The sequence below is a fragment of the Ruegeria sp. B1 genome, assembly GCF_056535885.1.
Genome location: NZ_JBQFJA010000001.1, coordinates 2,066,815 through 2,090,388, shown reverse-complemented (window position 1 = coordinate 2,090,388; position 23,574 = coordinate 2,066,815). Strand labels below are relative to the sequence as shown.

18 protein-coding genes and 2 pseudogenes are annotated in these 23,574 nt (G+C 56.8%); 19 read left to right on the top strand and 1 reads right to left on the bottom strand.

The genetic code is table 11. The annotated features are described in order from the left end of the window. The first annotated feature begins 175 nt into the window (after positions 1-175). From tldD to ACR3ES_RS10240, 6 genes and pseudogenes are all read left to right on the top strand, one after another. On the top strand, positions 176-1,597 hold the full coding sequence (gene tldD / locus ACR3ES_RS10265) for a metalloprotease TldD (protein WP_170432069.1): 1,422 nt from the start codon (positions 176-178) through the stop codon (positions 1,595-1,597). A 238-nt stretch (positions 1,598-1,835) separates the two neighbouring features. Then, positions 1,836-2,659 (top strand): annotated as a pseudogene (gene dprA, locus ACR3ES_RS10260) (DNA-processing protein DprA); the annotation flags it as partial. A gap of 87 nt (positions 2,660-2,746) precedes the next feature. After that, complete coding sequence (locus ACR3ES_RS10255) at positions 2,747-2,974, top strand: DprA-like winged helix domain-containing protein (protein ID WP_480634770.1); 228 nt, start codon at positions 2,747-2,749, stop codon at positions 2,972-2,974. 183 nt (positions 2,975-3,157) lie between these two features. Continuing rightward, the gene (topA, locus tag ACR3ES_RS10250) at positions 3,158-5,794 is read left to right on the top strand and encodes a type I DNA topoisomerase (protein WP_170432063.1); all 2,637 of its coding nucleotides are present in this window, start codon (positions 3,158-3,160) and stop codon (positions 5,792-5,794) included. A gap of 105 nt (positions 5,795-5,899) precedes the next feature. Then, positions 5,900-6,619 (top strand): CoA transferase subunit A, encoded by a 720-nt coding sequence (locus tag ACR3ES_RS10245; protein ID WP_480634769.1) that lies wholly within the window; start codon positions 5,900-5,902, stop codon positions 6,617-6,619. Further along, positions 6,619-7,245 carry a CoA transferase subunit B gene (locus ACR3ES_RS10240; protein WP_170432057.1) on the top strand — a complete coding sequence of 209 codons (627 nt, stop codon included), beginning with the start codon at positions 6,619-6,621 and terminating at the stop codon, positions 7,243-7,245. Before ACR3ES_RS10245 ends, ACR3ES_RS10240 begins: the two co-directional genes overlap by 1 nt. Before the next feature lie 46 nt (positions 7,246-7,291). On the opposite strand, the gene ACR3ES_RS10235 is transcribed toward ACR3ES_RS10240, so the two are convergent. Next, the gene (locus tag ACR3ES_RS10235) at positions 7,292-8,158 is read right to left on the bottom strand and encodes a lytic transglycosylase domain-containing protein (protein WP_170432054.1); all 867 of its coding nucleotides are present in this window, start codon (positions 8,156-8,158) and stop codon (positions 7,292-7,294) included. A 353-nt stretch (positions 8,159-8,511) separates the two neighbouring features. Here ACR3ES_RS10235 and ACR3ES_RS10230 point away from each other — a divergent pair, with 353 nt between their 5' ends. From ACR3ES_RS10230 to ACR3ES_RS10170, 13 genes and pseudogenes are all read left to right on the top strand, one after another. Then, positions 8,512-8,748 (top strand): hypothetical protein, encoded by a 237-nt coding sequence (locus tag ACR3ES_RS10230; RefSeq protein ID WP_170432051.1) that lies wholly within the window; start codon positions 8,512-8,514, stop codon positions 8,746-8,748. A gap of 901 nt (positions 8,749-9,649) precedes the next feature. Next, positions 9,650-10,534, top strand: a complete 885-nt coding sequence (gene cpaB, locus ACR3ES_RS10225; protein ID WP_170432048.1) for a Flp pilus assembly protein CpaB — start codon at positions 9,650-9,652, stop codon at positions 10,532-10,534. Between the two features lie 194 nt (positions 10,535-10,728). Further along, positions 10,729-12,135, top strand: a complete 1,407-nt coding sequence (locus ACR3ES_RS10220) for a type II and III secretion system protein family protein (protein WP_170432045.1) — start codon at positions 10,729-10,731, stop codon at positions 12,133-12,135. A gap of 17 nt (positions 12,136-12,152) precedes the next feature. After that, positions 12,153-12,779: an OmpA family protein gene (locus ACR3ES_RS10215; RefSeq protein WP_170432042.1), complete on the top strand. Its 627-nt coding sequence runs from the start codon at positions 12,153-12,155 to the stop codon at positions 12,777-12,779. Positions 12,780-12,980: 201 nt separating this feature from the next. Beyond that, the gene (locus ACR3ES_RS10210; protein WP_170432039.1) at positions 12,981-14,216 is read left to right on the top strand and encodes an AAA family ATPase; all 1,236 of its coding nucleotides are present in this window, start codon (positions 12,981-12,983) and stop codon (positions 14,214-14,216) included. Between the two features lie 23 nt (positions 14,217-14,239). Beyond that, positions 14,240-15,677 (top strand): annotated as a pseudogene (locus tag ACR3ES_RS10205) (TadA family conjugal transfer-associated ATPase). 11 nt (positions 15,678-15,688) lie between these two features. Further along, positions 15,689-16,657: a type II secretion system F family protein gene (locus ACR3ES_RS10200; protein ID WP_170432033.1), complete on the top strand. Its 969-nt coding sequence runs from the start codon at positions 15,689-15,691 to the stop codon at positions 16,655-16,657. A gap of 10 nt (positions 16,658-16,667) precedes the next feature. Continuing rightward, the gene (locus ACR3ES_RS10195) at positions 16,668-17,645 is read left to right on the top strand and encodes a type II secretion system F family protein (protein WP_170432030.1); all 978 of its coding nucleotides are present in this window, start codon (positions 16,668-16,670) and stop codon (positions 17,643-17,645) included. Between the two features lie 7 nt (positions 17,646-17,652). Further along, the gene (locus ACR3ES_RS10190) at positions 17,653-18,234 is read left to right on the top strand and encodes a tetratricopeptide repeat protein (RefSeq protein ID WP_480425298.1); all 582 of its coding nucleotides are present in this window, start codon (positions 17,653-17,655) and stop codon (positions 18,232-18,234) included. 29 nt (positions 18,235-18,263) lie between these two features. Then, entirely contained in the window at positions 18,264-19,115 is an 852-nt protein-coding gene (locus tag ACR3ES_RS10185; RefSeq protein WP_170432027.1) for a tetratricopeptide repeat protein, read from the top strand. Positions 19,116-19,118: 3 nt separating this feature from the next. Next, on the top strand, positions 19,119-19,664 hold the full coding sequence (locus ACR3ES_RS10180; RefSeq protein ID WP_170432024.1) for a prepilin peptidase: 546 nt from the start codon (positions 19,119-19,121) through the stop codon (positions 19,662-19,664). A 117-nt stretch (positions 19,665-19,781) separates the two neighbouring features. Beyond that, positions 19,782-21,089, top strand: a complete 1,308-nt coding sequence (locus ACR3ES_RS10175; RefSeq protein WP_170432021.1) for an ATPase — start codon at positions 19,782-19,784, stop codon at positions 21,087-21,089. A 40-nt stretch (positions 21,090-21,129) separates the two neighbouring features. Continuing rightward, positions 21,130-23,541, top strand: coding sequence for a ligase-associated DNA damage response DEXH box helicase (locus ACR3ES_RS10170; RefSeq protein ID WP_170432018.1), 2,412 nt, complete (start codon positions 21,130-21,132; stop codon positions 23,539-23,541). Positions 23,542-23,574 lie beyond the last annotated feature (33 nt).

Genomic DNA, 23,574 nt, shown 5'->3' with positions numbered 1-23,574 from the left:
TTCTGTCCTGATCGTTTGATCTTTGCGTCTCTCGCGAAAAGGTGTGAATCAGTCGCACCTCTCCCGTTGTCTTTGGCCGCGTTAAAAACCATATTCTGTCGGGTAGATAAAGCAAAATGCTTGCGTCAAACAGACGCTATTTTTGATCTAGATCAAACCCGAAAGGCCGCAATTCATGTCTCAAGCCCCTTTTCGCCCTTTTGAAAGCGCTCTTCCGCACGATGAGGCATTGGCTGTCTTGCGCTCTGCGACAGACGGGGCCGAGGATGGAGAGCTGTTTGTGGAGCGGCGAAAATCCGAGTCGCTGGTCTTTGATGACGGGCGCCTGCGCACCGCATCCTACGATGCCTCCGAAGGGTTTGGTCTGCGCGCGGTTCAGGGTGAGGTTGCCGGATATGCGCATTCAACGGATGTGTCGATTCCCGCGCTGAAACGCGCGGCGGAAACAACCCGTCTGGCTGTAGGTGACGGCGGTGGAACACTTGCAGACCCGCCGCAGGCCACCAACACCCGTCTGTATACAGACGAAGACCCCATCGAATCCGCCAGCTTCCCGGTCAAGGTCGAAACCCTGCGCGAGATTGATGCCTTTTCCCGGGACCTTGACCCACGTGTTGTTCAAGTCAGCGCCACCATCGCGGCCTCGGTGCAAGAGGTGGAAATCCTGCGCCCGGACGGTGTGCTGGTACGCGATGTGCGACCAATGACGCGGCTGAACGTTTCCGTGATTGTCGAACAGAACGGTCGCCGAGAAAGCGGCTCGGCCGGAGGTGGCGGTCGTGTGGGGCTGGACGGATTGATCGACCCTACGGACTGGCAGGACAAGGCGCGCGAAGCGTTGCGGATTGCGCTGGTCAACCTGGACGCTGTTTCCGCGCCGGCCGGGGTAATGGAAGTGGCCCTTGGTCCCGGCTGGCCCGGTATCCTTCTGCACGAGGCGATTGGGCATGGGCTTGAAGGGGATTTCAATAGAAAGGGCAGTTCTGCTTTTGCAGGCCTGATGGGCCAGCAGATTGCATCCAAAGGTGTCACGGTTGTGGACGACGGCACCATTTCTGATCGGCGCGGGTCCATTACGGTTGATGATGAAGGGACACCCAGTTCGCGGACGGTCCTGATCGAGGATGGCATTCTGACAAAATATATGCAGGACCGCCAGAATGCCCGCCTGATGGGTGTCTCGCCCACAGGCAACGGGCGGCGACAAAGCTATGCCCACAAACCGATGCCGCGCATGACAAACACGGTAATGTTGGGTGGTGATTCTGATCCAGCTGCTCTGGTCGCAGACATCAAAGACGGCATCTGGGCCGTTGGTTTCGGTGGCGGGCAAGTCGACATCACAAACGGCAAGTTCGTGTTCTCCTGCACCGAGGCCTATCGGGTTGAGAACGGCAAAATCGGCGCGCCTGTAAAAGGCGCAACACTGATCGGAGATGGCCCATCGGCGCTCAAACGCATTCGTGGGCTGGGCAATGACATGGCCCTGGATCCCGGCATGGGCACCTGCGGCAAGGACGGGCAGTGGGTGCCGGTGGGCGTGGGTCAGCCGACGGTTTTGATGGACGGATTGACAGTTGGCGGCTCGGCCGCCTGAGTCGCCAAAACACCGCCAGTTTGAGAATCTGGGTTAACGTGACACGTCGCGCAGGTGTTGTTTGATCCTGAGTGCGAGCGGCCCCGGACTTTACGATCTGTTATTTTATTTTTTAACTTCAAATATTTGAACCGTTCATCTTCTACATAACTGAGAAAAATACGTATAATTTTGTGAGATTCACAGGCTGTTAACCCACACTCCCGTAAACCAGTTCTGCAATCAGGCGGAGCATCGGATGACTGAAGAGCAGCTTTCTTCCAATCACCCCCCACTCCCACCCACCACGGAAGAGGACCGGTTTTCCTGGCTCCGTCTGTTGCGTTCACGCAAGGTTGGCCCGGCAACATTCCGGCGCCTGTTGCGGGAACATGGTTCAGCGCAGAACGCGCTGGCCGCGCTGCCGGAAATGGCACGCGCTGCCGGAATAGAAGGGTATGAAATATGCCCGCCCGGCGTCATCGAGGCGGAACTCAAGGCCGCAAAAGCCGCAAAGGCGCGGCTTTTGTGCCTTGGGGCCGCCGACTTTCCTAGCGAGCTTACAAATCTGACAGATGCCCCGCCATTGCTTTGGGCCATCGGCGACACAACCGTTTTGAACCGACCAATACTTGCCATTGTCGGCGCGCGGAACTGCAGCTCCCTGGGGGCAAGAATGTCAAGGGGCTGGCCCGGGAATTGGGCGAAAAGGGGTTTGTTATTGTGTCCGGCTTGGCGCGAGGCATCGACACATCAGCGCATCTCGCGGCACTCGAAACCGGCACTGTGGCGGTTATGGCCGGCGGCGTCGAAGTGATCTACCCGGTGGAAAACACGGACCTCGCCCGTAATATCGCCGAGACGGGGCTGCGCCTGTCGGAACAGCCGATGGGAGTCACCCCGCAGGCGCGCCACTTTCCACGGCGCAACAGGATCATCTCGGGCCTTGCACGCGCCGTCATCGTCGTCGAGGCCGCCGCAAAATCCGGCAGCCTGATCACAGCACGGGATGCATTGGATCAGGGTCGCGAAGTTCTGGCCGTTCCCGGCCACCCGTTCGATGCGCGGGCGGCCGGATGCAATCTGCTGATCCGTGATGGCGCAACCCTGGTTCGCTCGGCAGAAGACGTGATTGAGGCGCTGCCGCCACAACAGTTGACCCTGTGCGAGATGGACGACATGACGCAACCTGATCAGAATCGCGCGCCCGGGGTTGCATCAACTGTCGCCTTGCATCAGGAAATCCTGAACCGCCTCGGCCCGTCTCCGGTGGCCGAAGACCAATTGATACGGGATGTGGCCGCGACAGCGGGGGAAATCGGCCCCGTTCTTGTGGACCTGGAACTTGACGGTAAAATTCAAAGGCAACCGGGTGGGTTATTGTCCCTATCGGCCTGATTCCGGACCATAACATCTGATCGCTTAAATCGGGGGATTCGCCCAGGCGATTTTCATAGATGCGTCCCAGAATTGTGCACAAATACGCTGGGAAAAAGGAACGCATTGACAATTGCGTCTTGCCGCACACATTTTGCAGCGCCATACACAGCGCAAAGCCCGTCGAGCGAGGATTTCCCCTAAATGCCCGTAGTTGTTGTAGAATCTCCGGCCAAAGCAAAAACGATCAATAAGTATCTTGGACCGGACTACACTGTTTTGGCCTCATATGGCCATGTGCGGGACCTGCCGCCCAAGGACGGATCTGTCGACCCAGACCACGAGTTTTCGATGACGTGGGAGGTCGGAAACGACAGCCGCAAACATGTCAAAGCGATTGCGGAAGCTCTGAAAGAGGACAACGCGTTGATCCTCGCCACCGACCCCGACCGCGAAGGCGAAGCGATCAGCTGGCACCTGCAAGAGGCGCTGACCAAGCGGCGCTCGATCAAGAAGGATACGCCGGTCAGCCGGGTCACGTTCAATGCGATCACCAAAGAAGCGGTGACCGAGGCGATGCAGAATCCGCGTGAAGTGGATATGCCTTTGGTCGAGGCCTATCTGGCGCGCCGCGCTCTGGACTATCTGGTGGGCTTTAACCTGTCGCCGGTGTTGTGGCGCAAGCTGCCCGGCGCGAAATCGGCGGGGCGTGTGCAATCGGTCTGCCTGCGCCTGATCGTCGAACGTGAAATGGAAATCGAGGCCTTCAAGCCGGTGGAATACTGGTCCGTCAAGGCCTTGCTCGAAACACCGCGCGGCCAGAGCTATGAGGCGCGGCTGGTCACCCTTGCCGGAAAGAAACTCGACAAGCACGATCTGGCCAATGCGACGCAGGCCGAACTCGCCGTTCAGGCGATCACAAGCCGTGGGCTCCGCGTCACCTCGGTCGAAGCAAAGCCTGCGGCCCGCAATCCAAGTGCGCCATTCATGACCTCGACCCTGCAGCAAGAGGCTAGCCGCAAGTTCGGTATGGGTGCGCGCCACGCCATGCAGGTGGCTCAGCGGCTTTATGAGGCCGGATACATTACCTATATGCGAACAGACGGCATCGACATGGCCCCCGAAGCCGTGGCGGCCACGCGCGACGCGATTGCCGACCGGTACGGGCCGCAATACGTGCCCGACAGCCCGCGCATGTACAAGAACAAGGCCAAGAATGCGCAAGAGGCGCATGAGTGTATCCGCCCGACGGACATGACGCGGGATGCCAAGGCCCTGAAGGTAACGGATGAGGATCAGCGCAAGCTCTATGATTTGATCTGGAAGCGCACCATCGCCTGCCAGATGGCCGCCGCCCGGCTGGAACGCACCACGGTGGAGATTGGCAGCGATGACGGGCAGGCCGGCCTGCGCGCCACCGGACAGGTGGTGATGTTTGACGGCTTCATGCGCGTCTACGAAGAAGGTCGTGACGATGTCGTCGATGAAGACGACAAGCGCCTGCCACAGATCACACAGGGTGATCCGGCGCCGTTTTCCAAAGTCTCGCTGAACGATCAGTTTGCCAAGGCGACCGGGAGTAACGCATCGGGCGGTGACAAAATCGCCAAAGAGGCCATTCTGTCCGAGAACGAAGCGGTCCTCGCCCTGCAACATCACACCCAGCCGCCGCCGCGCTATACCGAGGCAACTCTGGTCAAGCGAATGGAAGAGCTTGGGATCGGACGGCCATCCACCTACGCATCAATCGTCACGACGATTCAAGACCGCGAATATGTACGCAAAGACAAAAACCGCCTGATCCCCGAAGAGAAGGGGCGGATCGTCACGATTTTTCTACTGAACTTCTTCCGCCAATACGTGGGCTATGAGTTCACTGCCAATCTGGAAGAAGAACTGGATGACGTCAGCGCAGGTGATCGCGACTATAAGGACCTGTTGGGTAAATTCTGGCGCGATTTCTCGGCGGCGATCGGTGAAACGTCCGAGCTGCGCATCTCCGAGGTACTAGACAAATTGGATGCTGCGCTGGCGCCACAGCTTTACCCGCCGCGCGAGGATGGATCAGATCCGCGCATCTGCCCGAAATGTGGTGTTGGACGGCTCCACCTGAAAACGTCGCGTACCGGCGGGTTTGTAGGTTGTGGGAACTATCCCGAATGCACCTACACCAGGCCGATTGCCGGTGAGGGCGCAGAAGGCGATGAACGCTTGTTGGGTGAGGATGGGGGCGACGAAATCTGGCTGAAATCAGGACGTTTTGGCCCCTACCTTCAACGTGGGGAGCCGACACCCGAGAACAAGAAACCGCCGCGCGCCTCGTTGCCGCGTGGTTGGAGCAAGGACGATATGGATCTGGACAAGGCCTTGACCCTGCTCAGCCTGCCGCGCCAGATTGGTGAGCACCCCGAGGGGGGTCTGATCACATCCAACTTTGGACGCTTTGGTCCCTATCTGATGCATCAGCTGCCCGATGAGGCCAAACCGGTTTATGCCAACCTGAAGGATCCCAACGACGTATTCGAGATCGGCATGAACCGGGCCGTCGAGTTGCTTGCTGAAAAGCGTGCCAATCCGGGGCGGCGCGGTCAGGCAACGGCCAAGCCCTTGAAGGCGCTGGGGAACCATCCGGATGGAGGTGCGATACAGGTTCTGGACGGACGGTATGGCCCTTATGTGAAATGGGAAAAAGTCAATGCGACGCTGCCCAAGGACATCAACCCCGAGGATGTGACGCTGGAAATGGCCGTTGCACTGGCCAACGAAAAGGCCGCCAAGAAAGGCACCAGAAAGAAAGCCGCCCCCAAGAAGAAAGCTGCGACCAAGAAGGCCGCTAGCTAGTTGCCAGTATCTGAAACGCTCGGCTGCATAGGTAGAAATACTACTCTCCCTTGGATTCGTTGACTTCCCGGTGGCGTGTCGGCACAACCGGCCAATCACCATGTCATTGGGGGAGTTTTCCATGAAAAAGTGTATGCCAATGCCGCCGAGGCGCTTGATGGGCTGCTGCATGACGGCATGTTCATCGCAGCCGGCGGGTTCGGCCTGTGCGGTATTCCGGAACTGCTGCTGGACGCGATCAAGGATGCCGGCACACAAGACCTGACCTTTGCGTCTAACAACGCCGGCGTGGACGATTTCGGGATCGGTATCCTGCTCCAGACCAAGCAGGTCAAAAAGATGATCAGTTCATACGTTGGTGAAAACGCGGAATTCATGCGTCAGTACCTGGCTGGCGAGTTAGAACTGGAATTTAACCCTCAGGGCACGCTGGCCGAACGGATGCGGGCCGGAGGTGCTGGCATTCCAGGCTTTTACACCAAGACCGGCGTGGGGACCGTGATTGCCGAAGGCAAAGAGCACAAAGAATTCAAGGGCGAGACCTATATCATGGAAGAGGGCCTGTTTGCCGATTTGGCCCTTGTCAAAGCATGGAAAGCCGATGACACGGGCAACCTGATATTCCGCAAAACCGCGCGCAACTTCAACGTACCCGCTGCGACCTGCGGCAAAATCTGCGTGGCCGAAGTCGAGGAAATTGTTCCCCGAGGATCGCTGGACCCGGACGCGATCCACCTGCCGGGTATCTACGTACACCGCCTTATTCAGGGCGAGCATGAAAAGCGCATTGAACAGCGCACCACCCGCAAGAAGGAGGACGCATAATGCCCTGGGACCGCAATCAGATGGCCGCCCGCGCGGCGCAAGAACTGGAAGACGGCATGTATGTGAACCTCGGCATCGGCATTCCGACGCTGGTGGCGAACTATGTAGGCGACAAGGACATCACCCTGCAATCCGAGAACGGCATGCTGGGCATGGGCCCGTTCCCTTATGAGGGTGAAGAAGACCCAGACCTGATCAATGCGGGCAAGCAGACGATCACCGAATTGTCGCGTACCGCCTACTTTGACAGTGCAACCTCATTTGCCATGATCCGGGGCGGCAAGATCGCCGCTGCTGTTCTGGGCGCCATGGAAGTCGATGAGGAAGGCGATCTGGCCAACTGGATGATTCCCGGCGTGCTTGTCAAAGGCATGGGCGGTGCCATGGATTTGGTTGCCGGCGTTGGCCGCGTGATCGTTGTGATGGATCACACCAACAAGCACGGCAAATCCAAGCTTCTGAAAAAGTGCACCCTGCCACTGACTGGTAAGCAGGTGGTGGATCGTATCATCACCAATCTGGGCGTGCTGGATGTGGTCGAAGGTGGATTGAAGATCATCGAGATTGCCGAAGGCGTCACCGAGGATGAAATTCGAACCGCAACCGAAGCAAAAATCGTCAACTGAGCGCTTTTTCAAACAAATGGATCCGCCAGATATTGGCGGGTCCTATTCAGTTCATGGTCTGAAACACGCATCCATCCGATATCAAGTCGGGTGGGGTCGCGCACAATGCGCGCGCGATTTGAAACGCTGCGAGGACCTTGGGCACATAGTCCCGGGTTTCTGCGTAAGGCGGCACGCCGCTGTGTTTGCGCACGGCCCCCTCGCCTGCATTATATCCGGCCAGAACCAGAATCGGATCGCGCCCGAACTCTTCCATCAACCAGTTGAGGTACTTTACGCCCCCGGCAATGTTCTGCGCCGGTTGCAGGCTGTCCTGAACGCCAAAACGTTCTGCCGTGGCCGGCATCAATTGCATAAGGCCTTGCGCGCCTGCGGAACTAACCGCGTCCACGCGCCCGGCGGACTCCACCGCGATTACCGCAAGAACCAAAGCGGGTGAGACATTGGTATCGACGGTTGAGCGCAGGATGTCCACGCCTTGTCGTTGCGCAATGTTTTGCAGGGTCTGAAGCCTTGGCGCAGCGACGCTGGTGGCCGACAGCGCGTTGATTGCAGCGTCCAGCCGTCCGGAACTCGCTTGAGCCAGCTCCGGCGATATCCTGTCCCAAAACGCCTTGTAGGACCCCTTTATCGCCCCTTTCTGGGTCGGAAGTGGAATCTCTGGCGGCGGCACTTTCGTTCGGGCGATGATTTCCGGAACGATCAGGTTCTTGCCGGTACTGGGCGCCGAGGGTTTGGCTGCATGTTCCTCGGGTGAGATTTGTACGGTCACGCGTGGGCGCTCACCCGGCTTTGGTGCTTTGATCCGTTTATAAACACCACGCGGTTCAACCTCGGTCGCGGCGGCTGGCGCGATTCCCGCTAGGAGAAACGCCAACACACCGGCGCATCCTGTTGCGACCCGGAGATTCATTTTGCCTGCCTCATGTATTCGTTTTAGGCGATTTGAACCCCGAATCTTCCCGCAAGGCCAGAAAAACAAAGCGAAATGGGGCGATTTCGCCTCATTTGGCGCAAATATGCATCGCTTAACCACCCGGCATTAACCAAAATGTCATTTTTTTGCTTTACTTTCAGATGGTTGTGAAAAATCTTCCGAAAAAGTTAAGCCCAAGGGAAAAAAATTACCCTTTGGCCCAATTCCTGCCACGCGCAAAGGGCAAACATAATGCCATACCGAGACGGTCGGGAGCGGACTGAGAGAGAAAGCTCTGTAAGACGCCGAGGTTTAACAGACTTTTTTAGATCCTTTAGGAGGGACGTAACATGATCAAGTTCATCAAGAACTTCCGCAAAGATGAAGACGGTGCGGTTACAGTTGACTGGGTTGTTCTGACCGCAGCAGTCATCGGCCTGGGCACAGTGGCCTACACTCAGATTTCCGGCGGTGCAGTTGGTCTGGCGACCGACGTGAACACGGCTCTGTCGGGTGCAACCATCAGCACTGGTGACACCAACGGCACCGCGGGCGGTATCACTGCTGCAGGCACCAACGGTAGCTAAGCCAGAGCCAGATTCTTCTTTAATGAAAAGGTCGCGCCGGAAACCGGCGCGGCTTTTTTTTGGATTGCCGCCCAACTCTAGCACACTGAAGTGGCTTGGCGTCGGAGGAGCACTTGTCTTGGAGAGTGCAAGAGCCGACTCTAAACTATACCGCCAAACGTATTGCCCGAAAATGTCAGGCAAACACAAACATCCTTCGGTAGTATGAATTGTTCACGCCAAGTCGAAAACACCGCATATAAATCAATGTTTTGCCCAATTCCCGCCACCCGTATCCGGCAGAAATATTAGCCATGGCGCTGTGAAATGGCGCGCGAACTCGAATTTCCCGTCGGAGTTTGCTTGACGGTAGTCTGATGAAAAGGCTCAAGATGATTAGATTTTTAAAAACCTTCCGAAACTCCGAAAACGGAGCAGTCACGGTGGACTGGGTCGTTTTGACCGCTTTGATCATCGGCCTAGGTGTTCTTCTATTCTTCGCTATTCAAACCGGCGCCGTCGGGATGGGTGGCAATGTGAACTCAGCAATGAGCAGCTCAACGGTTAGCACTGGAACAAGCGCCGGTGCACTCGGCGGCCTAACATCGGCCGGTACAGCTGGTGGCGGTAGCTGACCGTTTCGCAGCAACAACTAAATTCTGCTCTCTATATCACTGGGCTCCTAAAGTATTGGGAGGCTTTCCGTTAGCAGCTATCACCAGCCTTTCCGAAAATAGCATTTCTGTTTCCGACAACAGTCTCCTAAGTTGGCTAGAGCCGCGTTGCCAAAAGAACATCAGCCACTCACAAAAAGTGATGTTTGTCCAACTTTTCGACACAATTTTCTTCTAAAAGGTACGCTGTTTCATCAGTATGCATTGGTCGCCAGAGCGGTCGACCACTGAAAACAAAGAGGTACTAGATGCGAGCAGTTTTTGGACTTGTCCTTCTCGTTGGGATCGCGTTGGCTGGCGGTGCGGTCTATATGGCACGCAACTATATCTCGGCATATCAAGCTGAACTGGCACGTGAACGGCAGGCCGCTCAGGAGGCATTGGCAAATGCCAGTGTGGAGGTTGTGCCCACGGTAGGCGTCATCGTGTCTACCCGTACGCTTCGGTATGGAGAGAAACTGACCACGGAAGATGTGCGGGTCGTCGATTGGCCCGAGAACACCATCCCCGAAGGCAGCTTCACAGACATGACCGTACTTTTTCCAGAAACGGGGGACAGGGACCGCTATATTCTGCGTGCAATGGAAAAGGACGAGGCGATAATGCTTGTCAAAGTGACCGAACCCGGAGAGGCGGCCGGTTTGACGTCGCGTCTGGAAAAAGGTATGCGCGCTTATGCGATCAGCGTGGATGTGGCGACGGGTGTATCCGGTTTCCTGCGACCGGGTGACGATGTCGATGTCTACTGGACCGGCACGCGCAGAGGGGCCGCCGAAGGGGCCGACGGTGAAATAACACGTTTGATTCAAACCAATATTAAGTTGATTGCCGTCGACCAGATTGCAGGCAGTGATGTCACCGGCACGACAATCGCGCGTACGGTCACCGTGGCAGTCACACCAGAACAGGTCCTAGCGCTGGCCCAGGCACAAAACACCGGTCGGTTGTCCCTTGCACTTGTAGGCGTAAATGACGACACCGTCGCATCCGCCGCAATCGAAATCGACCAGAAAACACTGCTGGGCATCGAAGAGGCCGCCCCGGCGCCGGTTCAGGCCCCGGAACCCGTCTGCACGATCCGCACACGTCGTGGTGGTGAGATTGTGACAACCGAGATTCCCTGCACAAACTGATGTCAATTCAGAGCGTTACAGGTGTTGGGCCGCGCCACAGGTGCGGCTCATTCCGTTTTGATTGTTGCTTATTATCCACATAAGGAAAATTCCGGAAACCATTGATTATTGCAATAAATTCGGAATTCGCGCAGTCTATTATCACATAGGGCATAAGACCCAAAAAACGAGGCGTGATCGGAGAGGCAGGTCACATGACAAGACGTTCCTGGATCAGCGCAACCCTGCTGGGGTTGTTGCTTGTTATTGGCTTGGTCGGCGATGCCGCCTGGGCGGAAACTCTGCGCGTGGTGAAAAAGGGCACGGTGGAAACACTGGAGGTTCCCGTAAACCGCGCGATCGTTGTGGAAAGTGAACAGCCGTTTGCTGAACTCAGCATTGCCAACGCAGGCATCGCGGATATCTCATCGCTTTCGGATCGAACAATCTATGTTCTGGGTAAAGAGCCGGGGTTAACGACGCTGACACTGTTTGACGGCGCAGGCAATCTGCTTGCGAACGTCCGCGTTCGTGTTGCACCGGACGTTACAGAATTCAAAGAACGCCTACGGCAAATTCTTCCCAATGAGACCGTCGAAGTGCGCACCGCGAATGATGGCATCGTTTTGTCCGGGACTGTGTCCAGCGCTGCAAAGCTGGCGCGCGCGCTGGAGTTAGCGGAGCGCTACGCTCCGGAACGTGTCTCAAACCTGCTGTCGGTGGGTGGCGTTCAACAGGTCATGCTGAAAGTTCGCTTTGCCGAGATGAATCGTTCAGTGGCCAAGAACCTGTCTGCCTCACTTGGCTTTGGTGGCGGTGATGTAACGGCTGGTTTTAACACGTTGAACAACCAATTCGCACTGAACAATGCGCTTGCAAACAATATTCCAACCGTACAATCCAACACCGGCGCAATTCTATTCGGCTTTGGCGCGGGATCAACGCAGGTGCGCCTGCTGCTGGAAGCCCTTGAAGCCAAAGGGCTCGCACGCAGCTTGGCAGAACCGAACCTCTCGGCCCTCTCCGGGCAGGAAGCGTCGTTTCTGGCAGGTGGCGAAGTTCCTATTCCCGTCCCGCAGGATGACGGCGTGGTTGCCATCGAATACAAGGCCTTTGGTGTTGAAATAGACTTCATTCCGCGCGTTGTGGATGGAGATCTAATCAACCTCGAACTGGGCACCGCTGTCTCCAGTATTGATACCAGTTCGGACTTCACAATCAACGGTGACTCGGTTCCAAGCTTTATTACCCGCCAAACCAAAACAACCGTTGAGTTGCGGGATGGCGAGAGCTTTGCAATTGCCGGGTTGATCGAAGATGACTTCACCGACCTGAGCAATCAGGTTCCGTGGCTGGGTGATGTCCCGGTGATTGGCGCCCTGTTTCGTAGCGCGCAATATCAGCGAGAGCAAAGCGAGCTTATCATCATTATCACGGCGCATCTGGTGTCGCCGACACGTGGCGAGGCGCTGGCATTGCCAACGGATCGCGTCAAACCGCCCAGCGAGTTTGACTTGTTCGTAAACGGCCGCGTCGCCCGGACCGAACGTGTCGGCGCCGGTGGAGCCTCCGAAGTTGCCAAGCAAGACTTTGGCAGTTCTTACGGCTACGTCCTGGATTGATTGGGAGGATAGGACCAATGCAAAAGTGGATCATCATCACACTGGGTCTGTCAGTCGCAGTCACGGCTTGTACGCGAGAGGCCGGTTACGAAATCGATCAAGGTACGTTCGGGAATGCAACTCTGAACAATGCTCAGGTCATGAGCGGTGAGTTAACATATGCAGACATTCTGAGCCGACGTTTCGCCGCAGAAGTGCCGAGCCAGATAAACTTTGCATTCAACAGTTCTCAGTTGGATGCATCCGCCCAAACGATACTCTTGCAGCAAGCCGACTGGATCAAACAGTTCCCTGAGGCAAGATTCCGCGTATATGGACACACAGACGCGGTCGGTTCCGCAAGCTACAACCAGAGCCTTGGATTGCGGCGCGCGCAAGCGGTGGTTGCATTTTTCTCGCAACAGGGAATCTCGCGCTCCCGCCTCGAAGCTGTTGTTTCCTTCGGTAAAACCCGGCCACTAGTCGCGACGCCCAATCGGGACCGCCGTAACCGCCGTACGGTGACCGAAGTCGCCGGTTTCGTTGATAGAAACCCCCAGACCCTCGACGGGAAATACGCTGAGATCGTGTATCGCGAGTATGTCGAAAGCGCGACGACCAAGAGCGCAATCCAAGAGGTTTCGGCAACCGACACCTCTGAATAATAAACGTGGAATGGGCGATATCGTCGCCCATTTCCCTACAATTGGTTCTTTTGCGCCAAAATCTCGCCCAACTTTCAAGCCACATTGTAAACAATAGGGTGACCTGTGGCCTGAATTGGCCGCATAGGGGCAACAGCAAATCTGCGCGGACGTTCGTCGTTCGCATGAGTTGCCAGGCCCCTTACGACGAGGATTGTGTTTATGACCAGCGCGACGCCGCAAGATGACCAGACTGCTATCCTCGCCTGCACAATCAGTCGAGATGTCCAAAACTTCGATCTGTTGATCGAGGATATGGAGGCCGTGCTTGGAGAGCGTTGGGGTGATTTAGGATTCGCCGAAGCCCTTGCGTTTTTCAGCCAGCCTGAAGCTGATTCGCTGCAATTCGTCGCGCTGGCCATCGATGGCGAAGACGAAGACAGCCTGTCGCTGATGGGTGAGATCATCGGTCAGGCGAAGGCCAAGAAAATCAAAGTCATCCTGATTGCTGAAGATGTAACGCCTGCCTCGCTGCATCAATTGCTGCGCAAAGGCGCCGACGAGTTTGTGCCTTACCCACTTCCGGAAGGCGAGTTGCAGGAAGCCGTCGAACGGATAAACCAGCCCGACGCAACCGTTGCACCCCAAGCCGCCCCCGTGCCTCTGGCAACGGGAGGATCGAAAGAAGGCGCGATGTTCGTGGTCCACGGACTAGCAGGTGGTGTCGGGTCTACGACCATGGCGGTGAATCTCGCGTGGGAGCTTGCCTGTGTGTCCGACAAGGAAGCGCCCTCGGTGTGTCTGATCGACCTGGACCTGCAATATGGCACCGTGTCGACCTATCTGGATCTGCCGCGGCGCGAAACAGTATTCGAGATGCTGTCGGACACGGCATCAATGGACGACGATGTTTTCTCGCAAGCTCTTCAAACCTTTGAAGAAAAAATGCAGGTTCTCACGGCACCGTCAGACATGGTTCCACTGGATTTGATCACGCCCGAGGACATTCAGCGTGTGATCGACACCGCTCGCAAGCACTTTGACTACGTGGTCGTGGACATGCCCAAAACGCTTGTTCATTGGTCGGAAACAGTTTTGCAGGCTGCACATGTGTATTTTGCAATGATTGAGCTGGACATGCGCTCGGCCCAGAATGCGTTGCGGCTCAAGCGTGCTCTTCAGGCCGAAGAACTGCCATTCAACAAACTGCGATTCGCCCTGAACCGAGCACCCAAATTCACCGACCTGAACGGCAAGAGCCGTGTCAAACGCATGGGTGAGAGCCTGGGTATTTCAATCGACCTCCAACTCCCGGATGGCGGTAAGCCGGTGATGCAAAGCGGTGACCATGGATTGCCGCTGGCCAACGCAGCGGCCAAGAACCCGCTGCGACGTGAGATCGCGAAACTAGCCAAATCGCTTCACAGCTTGGGCAGCAGCAACGCCGAAGCTGCGTAACGTAGTCCCGAGGGGGGAACACCGTGTTTTCAAGATATAAGAAGCAGTCCGATGCACAGCCGGTTCAAACACCGGCCAATGCACCCGCACCAGCCGAAGCCGCAGCAGCTGCGCCTGCCGCCAATGCCGTCGCGCGCAAACCCCAGAAGAAAAAAGTGCGGACGTTGCGGGTACGGACCGCGACCGCAAGCGCAAGGAGCGCCTGGGTGAGATCAAGATCGAGCTCCATCGCGAGTTGCTGGAGAACCTGAACCTGGGCGCTTTGGAAAACGCGGAAGAGGCCGAACTGCGCGCAGAGATCAGCGCAATTGCCAGCGAGGTCCTGGAAACAAAGAATATCGTCCTGAACCGTGAAGACCGGTCCCAGCTTAACAAAGAGCTGTATGACGAGGTGACCGGCCTTGGTCCGCTGGAAACCCTTCTGCGGGACGAAAGCGTCAACGATATCCTGGTGAACGGCCCGCAACAGATCTTTGTAGAGCGCGAGGGCAAACTGGAACTCAGCGACATCACGTTCAAGGACGAAAAGCACCTGATGCGGATCATCGATAAGATCGTGTCCGCTGTGGGCCGGCGAGTCGATGAATCCAACCCTTATGTCGACGCACGCCTGGCAGATGGCTCGCGTTTCAACGCGATGGTGCCGCCGATTGCGGTCGATGGGTCGCTGGTGTCCATTCGTAAGTTCAAAAAAGACAAGCTCGGCATTGACGATTTGGTCAACTTCGGCGCCTTTACCGAAGAAATGGCCGCCTACTTGCAGGCTGCGGTGTCCACCCGTCTGAATATTATCGTGTCGGGCGGTACCGGTTCCGGTAAAACAACCACTCTGAACGCGCTCTCCAGCTTTATTGACGACGCCGAACGTATCCTGACCATCGAGGACACAGCGGAACTTCAATTGCAGCAGACCCATGTGGGCCGGATGGAAAGCCGCCCACCCAACGTGGAAGGCAAAGGCGAGGTCAGCCCCGGGACTGTCTGAAAAACGCGCTGCGGATGCGTCCTGACCGCATCATTGTGGGCGAGACGCGTGGTGCCGAGGTGATCGACATGTTGCAGGCGATGAACACCGGCCACGACGGGTCAATGACCACGATCCACGCCAACTCGGCCCGAGACGGGATCTCACGTCTGGAAAACATGATCGCGATGGCCGGGATCGAAATGCCGATCAAGGCGGTGCGCAGCCAGATTTCGTCGGCTGTGAATCTGCTGGTTCAGGCCAGCCGTTTGCAGGACGGCTCACGCCGCATGACCTCGATTACAGAAATCACCGGTATGGAAGGTGATGTGATTTCAATGCAGGAAATCTTTCGATTTCAACGTGTTGGTCTGACTCCGGACAATAAGATTATTGGCCATTTCACCGCCACCGGCGTGCGCAGCCACTACTCCGAGCGGTTCCGCCTGTGGGGCTTTGACCTGCCGGCGTCCATCTACGACCCAACGACTATGTAGGAGATACGGATATGCAACTGCCGGTCGAAGCGCTTATCTATGTCGCCATTTTCGTGGGGGTCCTAGCCCTGGTCGAGGGCATTTATCTGGTCGCCTTCGGAAAATCCATCAGCCTGAACAGCAGGGTGAACCGGCGCCTTGACATGCTCGACAAGGGCGTCGGGCGCGAACAGGTTTTGGAACAGCTGCGCAAGGAAATGCAGCAGCATATGAATTCGCAGAGCATCCCTCTGTATTCCTTGCTGGCGGACAAAGCGCAGAAAGCGGCGATCGCCTTCTCGCCCAGGCAGTTGATCATGATCATGGGGCTCGTCTCAGTCGTTGCCTTTATGGGGCTGAGCATCGGCACCGCGACGGACACACTTCTTCGGGCTGCACTCTCTGTCGCAATCGGGGTTGGTGGCGTTTACGCTTGGGTCAACCACAAGGCCAAAAAGCGCATGGGCATGATCGAAGAGCAATTGCCAGAGGCCGTGGAGTTGATGGTCCGGTCCCTGCGCGTGGGTAACCCGTTTGTGTCGACGGTTCAGGTTGTCGCAAATGAGGTACAGGATCCTTTGGGAACAGAGTTTGGCGTAATTGCGGATGAATGTGCCTATGGCCGCGATGTTGGTGAGGCGCTCAAGGACATGGCTGAGCGACTGGACATGCAGGACATGCGCTTTCTTGCTGTTGCCGTCGGCATCCAGCAGCAATCCGGCGGTAACCTCGCCGAGATTCTGGCTGGGCTGGCTCAGGTTATCCGAGCGCGTTTCAGATTGTTCCGGCGCGTCAAGGCGATCACCGCAGAGGCCCAATGGTCCGGCAAGTTCTTGTCAGGGTTCCCTCTCGCCTGTTTGGCCTTCATACTTGTTAAGGACCCCGGGTATTACGATGATGTTCTGGATCATCCCTGGTTCATTCCGATGTGTTTCTTTGTCGGCATCATGCTGACGCTGAACCTGATCGTCATGAAGATCATCACCAATATCAAGGTGTGAGGGTGCGCTGATGGAATTCCTTACACAAATCAATGACATGTTGACGCAGCACCTGGGCGAGTTCGGCCCCCTGATTGTTGTGGGTGTCCTTGGGATGGTCATGGTGATTGTGGCTGTTTCGCTGATGCTGAACCAACCCGAGGACCCGCTAAAAAAGCTTCAGCGCTCTCATGCAACGCCGAAGAACCAGAAAAAGGCCAAAAAGGAACAGCTTCGGAATGCGGGGCGAAACGAACAACTTGAGAAATTTGCGACGTTTCTTGAACCGAAAGATCAAGAAGAGTTATCGGCAATGCAGCTCAAGCTGCGTCAGGCCGGGTATCAATCCAAAGACTCAGTACGTTTCTTTCATTTTGCACAGTTTGCCCTTGGCATTATCGGAATCGTCATCGGCGTTATGTTGGTCACCGTTTTTGCCGGCGGCGAAGAGTTCACGACACAGCAGATCCTCATTCGTGTTCTGTTGCCCGGCGCTATAGGGTACTGGCTGCCCAAGTATTGGATCACGCGCAGAGTCGAAGAACGCAAGGAAGCGATTACTTCAGGCTTTCCGGATACGCTGGATTTGATGCTGGTCTGCGTCGAGGCGGGCCAATCCCTGGATCAGGCCATTGTGCGTGTCGCTAGAGAAATGAAGGCGTCATACCCGGACATCGCACTTGAATTCGAGATCGTCGCTTATGAAATGAAGGCCGGGAAGGACAAGAACACGGTTCTACGCGATTTCGGGACGCGGTGCGGAGTTCAGGATGTGAACTCGTTTGTGACCGTCATGATCCAATCGGCCACTTTTGGTACATCGATTGCCGAAGCTCTTAGGGTTTATGCCGGTGAGATGCGCGACAAACGGGTCATGCGCGCCGAAGAGGCGGCGAACAAGTTGCCAACCAAGATGACACTTGCCACAATGATGCTAACGGTTCCGCCGCTGCTTGTTATTCTGGTCGGACCCTCTGCAAATGTCATTTCGGAGTTCGGAAGCAGGTGATCCTCTGATGCAAGCAACAAACAGGTGTGCCTTTGAGGGGCTTCGCCGGTTTTTTCAAGCCACCATGGTATTTGCCATGGTGGCTTCGTGCACTGACGGGGGGCTATCGGGCTCTGTCGACGCGCCGGGAATTGACCCCAAGGGTGAGTCAGAGGACTATATCACCGTAGGAAACCGGCTGATGGCCGCGGGTGAGTATGAACTGGCCCTGAGCACATTCACCCGCGCCGCCCTGGATCAAGGCATGACAACTCAAATTCTAACGTCGATGGGCACGGCCAATCTGGGACTGAAGCGCCTGGGCCAAGCAGAAACCCTGCTGCGCCGCGCTGTCGAAGATGACCCCGATTGGCCGGTTGCGTGGAACAATCTTGGCGTCCTTTTGATGGAGCAACAGGAGTACCCCGAGGCGGCCCAAGTCTTTCAGCGCGCCTTTGCGCTCGACAATGGCGAAAGTGACGCAATCCGCGACAATCTGCGGTTAGCACTCGCAAAAATGGAAAATCCTGTTAATAATACGCCCCAAGAACAAGAATATGAGCTGGAGCAGCTTGGCGACGGGCAATTCGCGCTGCGTAAAATCCAGTAAACGAGGCAAGAGCAGTAAAGGACGCAAAAATGCGCCAGCAATTCTTGATTCCGTCTATCATTCTGAGCGGGCTGGTTCTGGCGGCCTGCGCCAAGGAAAGCGAAGAGGAAAAGGTTGAACGCACCTTTCAGGAGGTGAACGTCATTGACGAAACCAACCTGAACGACGTTCTCCTGAACGCCGCCGATCCCAACGAAGCGGTAACCTATTTCCTGGGGGCCGTCAGCAAGAACCCCGACCGGATCGACCTGCAGCGTGGATTGGCGATTTCTCTGGGCCGGGCAAAACGCACGACCGAAGCGTCTACGGCTTGGAAACGCGTAAATTCGATGAAAGGCGCAAACAATGCCGACAAGATCGAGTATGCCGACGCCCTGGTCCGGAACGGCAACTGGTCCGAGGCAAAGACTGTGCTGGATTCGGTTCCACCGACATTTGAGACATTCAAACGCTACCGACTTGAGGCGCTGGTCGCGGATTCACGAAAAGACTGGAAACGCGCCGACCACTTTTATGAAACCGCCATTGGACTGACGACGCGCCCGGGCGGTGTTATGAACAACTGGGGCTACTCCAAGCTTACACGCGGTGAGTATGCCGAAGCCGAGCGGCTGTTTACCGATGCGATCCGTCAGGACAGATCGCTGTTCACGGCAAAAAACAATCTGGTTCTGGCCCGCTCCGCACAGGGCAACTACAGCATGCCGGTTGTTCCAATGACCCAGGTCGAGCGCGCGCGTTTGCTGAACACGATGGCGATTTCAGCCGTAAAACAAGGCGATTTGGCGACCGCCAAAAACCTGTTCCGCGAAGCGATTGCAACCCATCCGCAGCATTTTGACGAAGCCGTTCGGTCACTTCGCGCTCTTGAGGAAACCTGACCCATGGAAATCCCTGCGGTTGCGGCGATCTGGTTTCTGCCATTCGTGTTGCCGATTTGTTTTTATGTCGCATTCACGGACATGCGTGACATGTTGATCAAGAACCATGCGGTCCTTGCGCTCGTAATTGTCTATGTCGTCGTAGGCTTACTTGTTTTTCCGCCCTGGTCCTCCGGAGCGGTCGCAGGAAACCTTGGACCGTTTGCGGTCGCCTTGCCGATCTATGTCTGGCAGTTGCTGCATATTGTCATCGTTCTACTGATCGGCATGGTGCTGAACGCGGCTGGTGCCATGGGTGCGGGGGACGCAAAGTTTCTGGCCGCAGCCTCTCCATTCGTGTGGTTTGGGGATTTATTGCTTTTGGGTGCGATTCTGACCGCCTGTGTGTTGGGCGCAGTGGCAACGCATCGGCTGGCAAAACACACCAGATTACGCACCATCGCGCCGCATTGGGACAGCTGGGACCGCGGCAAGCAGTTCCCGATGGGCCTGGCCCTAGCCGGTGCGCTGGCCATGTATTTGATATTGGGTACTGTTTACGGTTCGTAAACTATCATCTGCACGCCTTGTCCCCGCCATGGTGCCGCCACAAAGCTGCGCCAGATTTCCCGCAAGTCGCCCTGAACCGGGCATTTGATGTGGCAAATTGACAGACGAGCATCGCCCATGAATATGCAAACCTCAACCGTTATGGCGCCCCCTGCCCCAAAGGGCTTGGGCGAGATGCAACTGCCACTGGTGATGATGCGGGATATTCTGCTGAAGACCGTCTTTCGCAAGAATGTTGACACCGTCTCAGAAGTTGCCGCCGCCATTTGCCTTCCCGGATCTGTGACCCAGGAGCTGATCGACATCGCGCGCGAGCAAAAACTGCTTGAGGCAACCGGAACACTGAACGCCAACAGCGGCAACGAAATGGGGTATCAGCTGACCGATGCCGGTAAGGCGCGGGCCTTAGACGCCCTGAGTCAGTCTGAATACTTCGGCGCCATGCCGGTGCCGCTGGATGTCTACCGCGAACAGGTCAAACGTCAATCGATCCGCAATATTCAGGTCACGCGCGACCAGTTGACCGGAGCCATGGGCCATCTGGTCTTGCCCGACAGCCTGCTGGATCAGCTTGGTCCGGCAGTTAGCGCTGGTCGCTCGGTTCTGATGTATGGCCCGCCCGGCAACGGTAAATCCTCGATTTCCAACGGAATTCGCGATGCCCTGGGTGACAATGTCTATGTGCCGCGCGCCATTGAGTATGCCGGACAGGTCATTACGGTGTACGACCCAATTGTGCACAACGCGATCGAGCAGGAAGCGGACGACCCGAACAGCTTGCGCCGCAAAAAACGTTTTGACACACGATATGTGCAGTGCGAACGCCCGACGGTTGTGACGGGCGGTGAATTGTCGCTCAGCATGCTGGATTTGGTCTATAACCCCACGGCACGAACCTATCAGGCCCCGCTGCAGTTGAAGTCGACCGGCGGCATCTTCATCGTCGATGACCTTGGCCGTCAAGCTGAACCCCCACAGGCGCTGATCAACCGCTGGATCGTTCCGCTTGAGGAAAACAAGGACATTCTCGGCCTGCAGTCAGGTGAAAAATTCGAGGTGCCGTTTGACACTCTGGTCATCTTTTCGACCAACTTCCACCCCAACGAAATCTTCGACCAGGCCGCCCTGCGCCGGATCTTCTTCAAGATCAAGATCGACGGGCCGAACCAGGAAAACTTCCTGAAAATCTTCGCAATGGTGGCCCGCAAACGCGGTATGCCGCTTGACGAGTCGGCGCTGGTTCACCTGCTGAAGGTCAAATACCCAACCATCGACAACATCTACGCGAACTATCAGCCGATATTCCTGATCGATCAGATGATCTCGATCTGCGAGTTTGAGGGGATTCCCTATCAAATGAGTCCCGAACTGGTCGACCGTGCATGGGCCAACATGTTTGTGAAAGACGAGAAAATCGTCAAATAACGCCGTGCCATTCCGGTAACGGGACGGTTAGTCTGCGTCCATGACGCAGATTCCCGCCCGGATCAGAAAGTGGTTTTCCGCTAAAGGCTGGTCCATCCACCCTCATCAGCAGGATATGTTCCGCCGGGCGCAGGACCCGGCGACCCTGCTGATCGCGCCCACGGGCGGGGGCAAAACCATGGCTGGTTTTCTGCCATCCCTGGCCGAGCTAGCCGATGGGACCCACACGGGCCTGCACACGATCTATGTCTCTCCGCTCAAGGCCCTTGCCGCCGATATCAAACGTAACTTGCGCACACCTGTGGAGGAGATCGGGCTGCCCATCCGTATCGAGGATCGGACAGGCGACACCTCGGCCACGCAAAAGAAACGCCAACGCGCAGACCCGCCGCATATCCTGTTAACCACCCCCGAAAGCCTTGCGTTATTGACGTCGTACGAGGACGCACCACGCATGTTTCAAGGGCTGCAACGCGTGATCGTAGATGAAATCCACGCGCTGGCCGAAAGCAAGCGTGGCGACCAGTTGATGCTGGCCGTGGCCCGCTTACAAACTTTATGTCCTGACCTGCGCCGTGTGGGTCTGTCCGCGACGGTCGAAAACCCAGGCGCGATTGCACAGTTTCTGGCCCGACACCCTGATCCTTGCCAAATCATTCAGGCCGATCCGGGCCCGGATCCGGATATCGCGATGTTGGAGACCGAGGAAATGCCTCCGTGGTCCGGTGGCGGTGCGGCCTACGCGATCCCTGCGGTGCTGGAGCAAATCCGGCGACACAAGACAACCCTGATCTTTCACAACACCCGGGCGCAGGCTGAGATTTTCTTTCACAATCTATGGCTGGCCAACGACGAGGGTCTGCCGATTGGAATTCACCACGGCAGTCTGGACCGGCAGCAGCGGGACCGGGTCGAGGCCGCCATGGTGCGCGGCGACCTGCGTGCCATTGTCTGCACCGGCAGCCTGGATCTCGGTATAGATTGGGGCGATGTGGATCTGGTGATCCAGATCGGAGCGCCCAAGAATGTGAAACGGCTGGTGCAGAGGATCGGACGCGCAAACCACCGCTACAACGCGCCGTCCAAGGCCTTGCTGGTCCCGGCAAACCGGTTTGAAGTGGTCGAATGCGTCGCTGCGCTCGAAGCTGCCAGGGCCCATGATCTGGACGGCGATCCGCGCGGATCAGGTCCAAGGGACGTACTGTGCCAACATATCCTGATCGCGGCAGCCGCCACACCGTTCGATGCAGATGCCTTGTACACCGAGATGACCTCTGCGGGACCATATTCGCATCTCGGACGCTCCGAGTTCGACGCCTGTCTGGAATTCTGCGCAAATGGTGGCTACGCCCTGCGCGCCTATGACCGCTGGCAGCGTCTGCAGCAACGATCCGACGGTTTGTGGCAGTTGCGAGATCCTCGTGCGGCCCAGCGCATTCGGATGAACTTGGGCACTATTCAGGATACCGACACGCTAAAAGTACGGCTGAGACGCAATCGCGGCGGCAAACCTTTGGGTGAAGTTGAAGAAGAGTTCGCAGCGTCGCTTACGCCCGGGGACACGTTTCTGATTGGCGGGCAGATTGTCCGCTACGAAGGCCTACGGGACATGGTGGTCGAGGTCAGTCGGCAGGCCGACAAGAAGCCCAAAATCGCAACCTTCATGGGCACGAAATTTGCCACATCGACCCAGTTGAGCGACCGCATATTGCGAATGTTTGCGCAGGATAACTGGCCTCAATTGCCGCGCCACACCGCCGAGTGGCTGGCGTTGCAGCGGGAGATCTCGCGCCTGCCCCAACGCGACCGGCTGCTGATCGAGAGTTTCCCCGATGACGGGCGCGAGCACTTGTGTGTTTATGGGTTTGCCGGACGGAACGCGCAGCAAACGCTTGGCCTGTTGCTCACCAAACGGATGGAGGAAACCGATCAGGCGCCGCTGGGTTTTGTGGCCACAGACTATGCGACGCTGATCTGGGGCTTGGATGCGGTCACCGATCCCCGCCCCTTGTTTCAACTGAACGCACTACGCCAGGGGTTGGACACCTGGCTTGCAGGAAACGCGGTGATGAAGCGTACGTTTCGCGCATCGGCGACGATTGCGGGGCTGATAGAACGCAACACCGGTGGGCAACGAAAATCCGGACGGCAGGCAACGTTCTCGTCAGACATCCTGTATGACACGCTGCTCAAGTACGACCCCGATCACCTGTTGATGCAGATCACACGGGAAGAAGCAATGCGCGGTCTGGTCGACTTTGGACGGATCGAAGCCATGGTGGCTCGCATAGGCGACCGGATTGATCTGGTCCGCCTGGATCGTGTGTCCCCGCTGGCCGCGCCCCTGTTCCTCGAGGTCGGCAAGGTGCCCGTCAAAGGCGCGGCCGAGGAACGCCTTTTGGCACAAGAAAGCGCGCGGCTTTTGCAGACGGCGGGTCTGGACCCGAATTGACCCTCTTGCGCGCGGGCACAAAACAGGCAAAGA

Excerpts from the sequence above, each read along its gene's own strand:
- tldD (WP_170432069.1), top strand. The coding sequence starts at position 176 with ATGTCTCAAGCCCCTTTTCGCCCTTTTGAAAGCGCTCTTCCGCACGAT.
- ACR3ES_RS10255 (WP_480634770.1), top strand. The coding sequence starts at position 2,747 with ATGGACGACATGACGCAACCTGATCAGAATCGCGCGCCCGGGGTTGCA.
- topA (WP_170432063.1), top strand. The coding sequence starts at position 3,158 with ATGCCCGTAGTTGTTGTAGAATCTCCGGCCAAAGCAAAAACGATCAAT.
- ACR3ES_RS10240 (WP_170432057.1), top strand. The coding sequence starts at position 6,619 with ATGCCCTGGGACCGCAATCAGATGGCCGCCCGCGCGGCGCAAGAACTG.
- ACR3ES_RS10235 (WP_170432054.1), bottom strand. The coding sequence starts at position 8,158 with ATGAATCTCCGGGTCGCAACAGGATGCGCCGGTGTGTTGGCGTTTCTC.
- ACR3ES_RS10230 (WP_170432051.1), top strand. The coding sequence starts at position 8,512 with ATGATCAAGTTCATCAAGAACTTCCGCAAAGATGAAGACGGTGCGGTT.
- cpaB (WP_170432048.1), top strand. The coding sequence starts at position 9,650 with ATGCGAGCAGTTTTTGGACTTGTCCTTCTCGTTGGGATCGCGTTGGCT.
- ACR3ES_RS10220 (WP_170432045.1), top strand. The coding sequence starts at position 10,729 with ATGACAAGACGTTCCTGGATCAGCGCAACCCTGCTGGGGTTGTTGCTT.
- ACR3ES_RS10215 (WP_170432042.1), top strand. The coding sequence starts at position 12,153 with ATGCAAAAGTGGATCATCATCACACTGGGTCTGTCAGTCGCAGTCACG.
- ACR3ES_RS10210 (WP_170432039.1), top strand. The coding sequence starts at position 12,981 with ATGACCAGCGCGACGCCGCAAGATGACCAGACTGCTATCCTCGCCTGC.
- ACR3ES_RS10200 (WP_170432033.1), top strand. The coding sequence starts at position 15,689 with ATGCAACTGCCGGTCGAAGCGCTTATCTATGTCGCCATTTTCGTGGGG.
- ACR3ES_RS10195 (WP_170432030.1), top strand. The coding sequence starts at position 16,668 with ATGGAATTCCTTACACAAATCAATGACATGTTGACGCAGCACCTGGGC.
- ACR3ES_RS10190 (WP_480425298.1), top strand. The coding sequence starts at position 17,653 with ATGCAAGCAACAAACAGGTGTGCCTTTGAGGGGCTTCGCCGGTTTTTT.
- ACR3ES_RS10185 (WP_170432027.1), top strand. The coding sequence starts at position 18,264 with ATGCGCCAGCAATTCTTGATTCCGTCTATCATTCTGAGCGGGCTGGTT.
- ACR3ES_RS10180 (WP_170432024.1), top strand. The coding sequence starts at position 19,119 with ATGGAAATCCCTGCGGTTGCGGCGATCTGGTTTCTGCCATTCGTGTTG.
- ACR3ES_RS10175 (WP_170432021.1), top strand. The coding sequence starts at position 19,782 with ATGAATATGCAAACCTCAACCGTTATGGCGCCCCCTGCCCCAAAGGGC.
- ACR3ES_RS10170 (WP_170432018.1), top strand. The coding sequence starts at position 21,130 with ATGACGCAGATTCCCGCCCGGATCAGAAAGTGGTTTTCCGCTAAAGGC.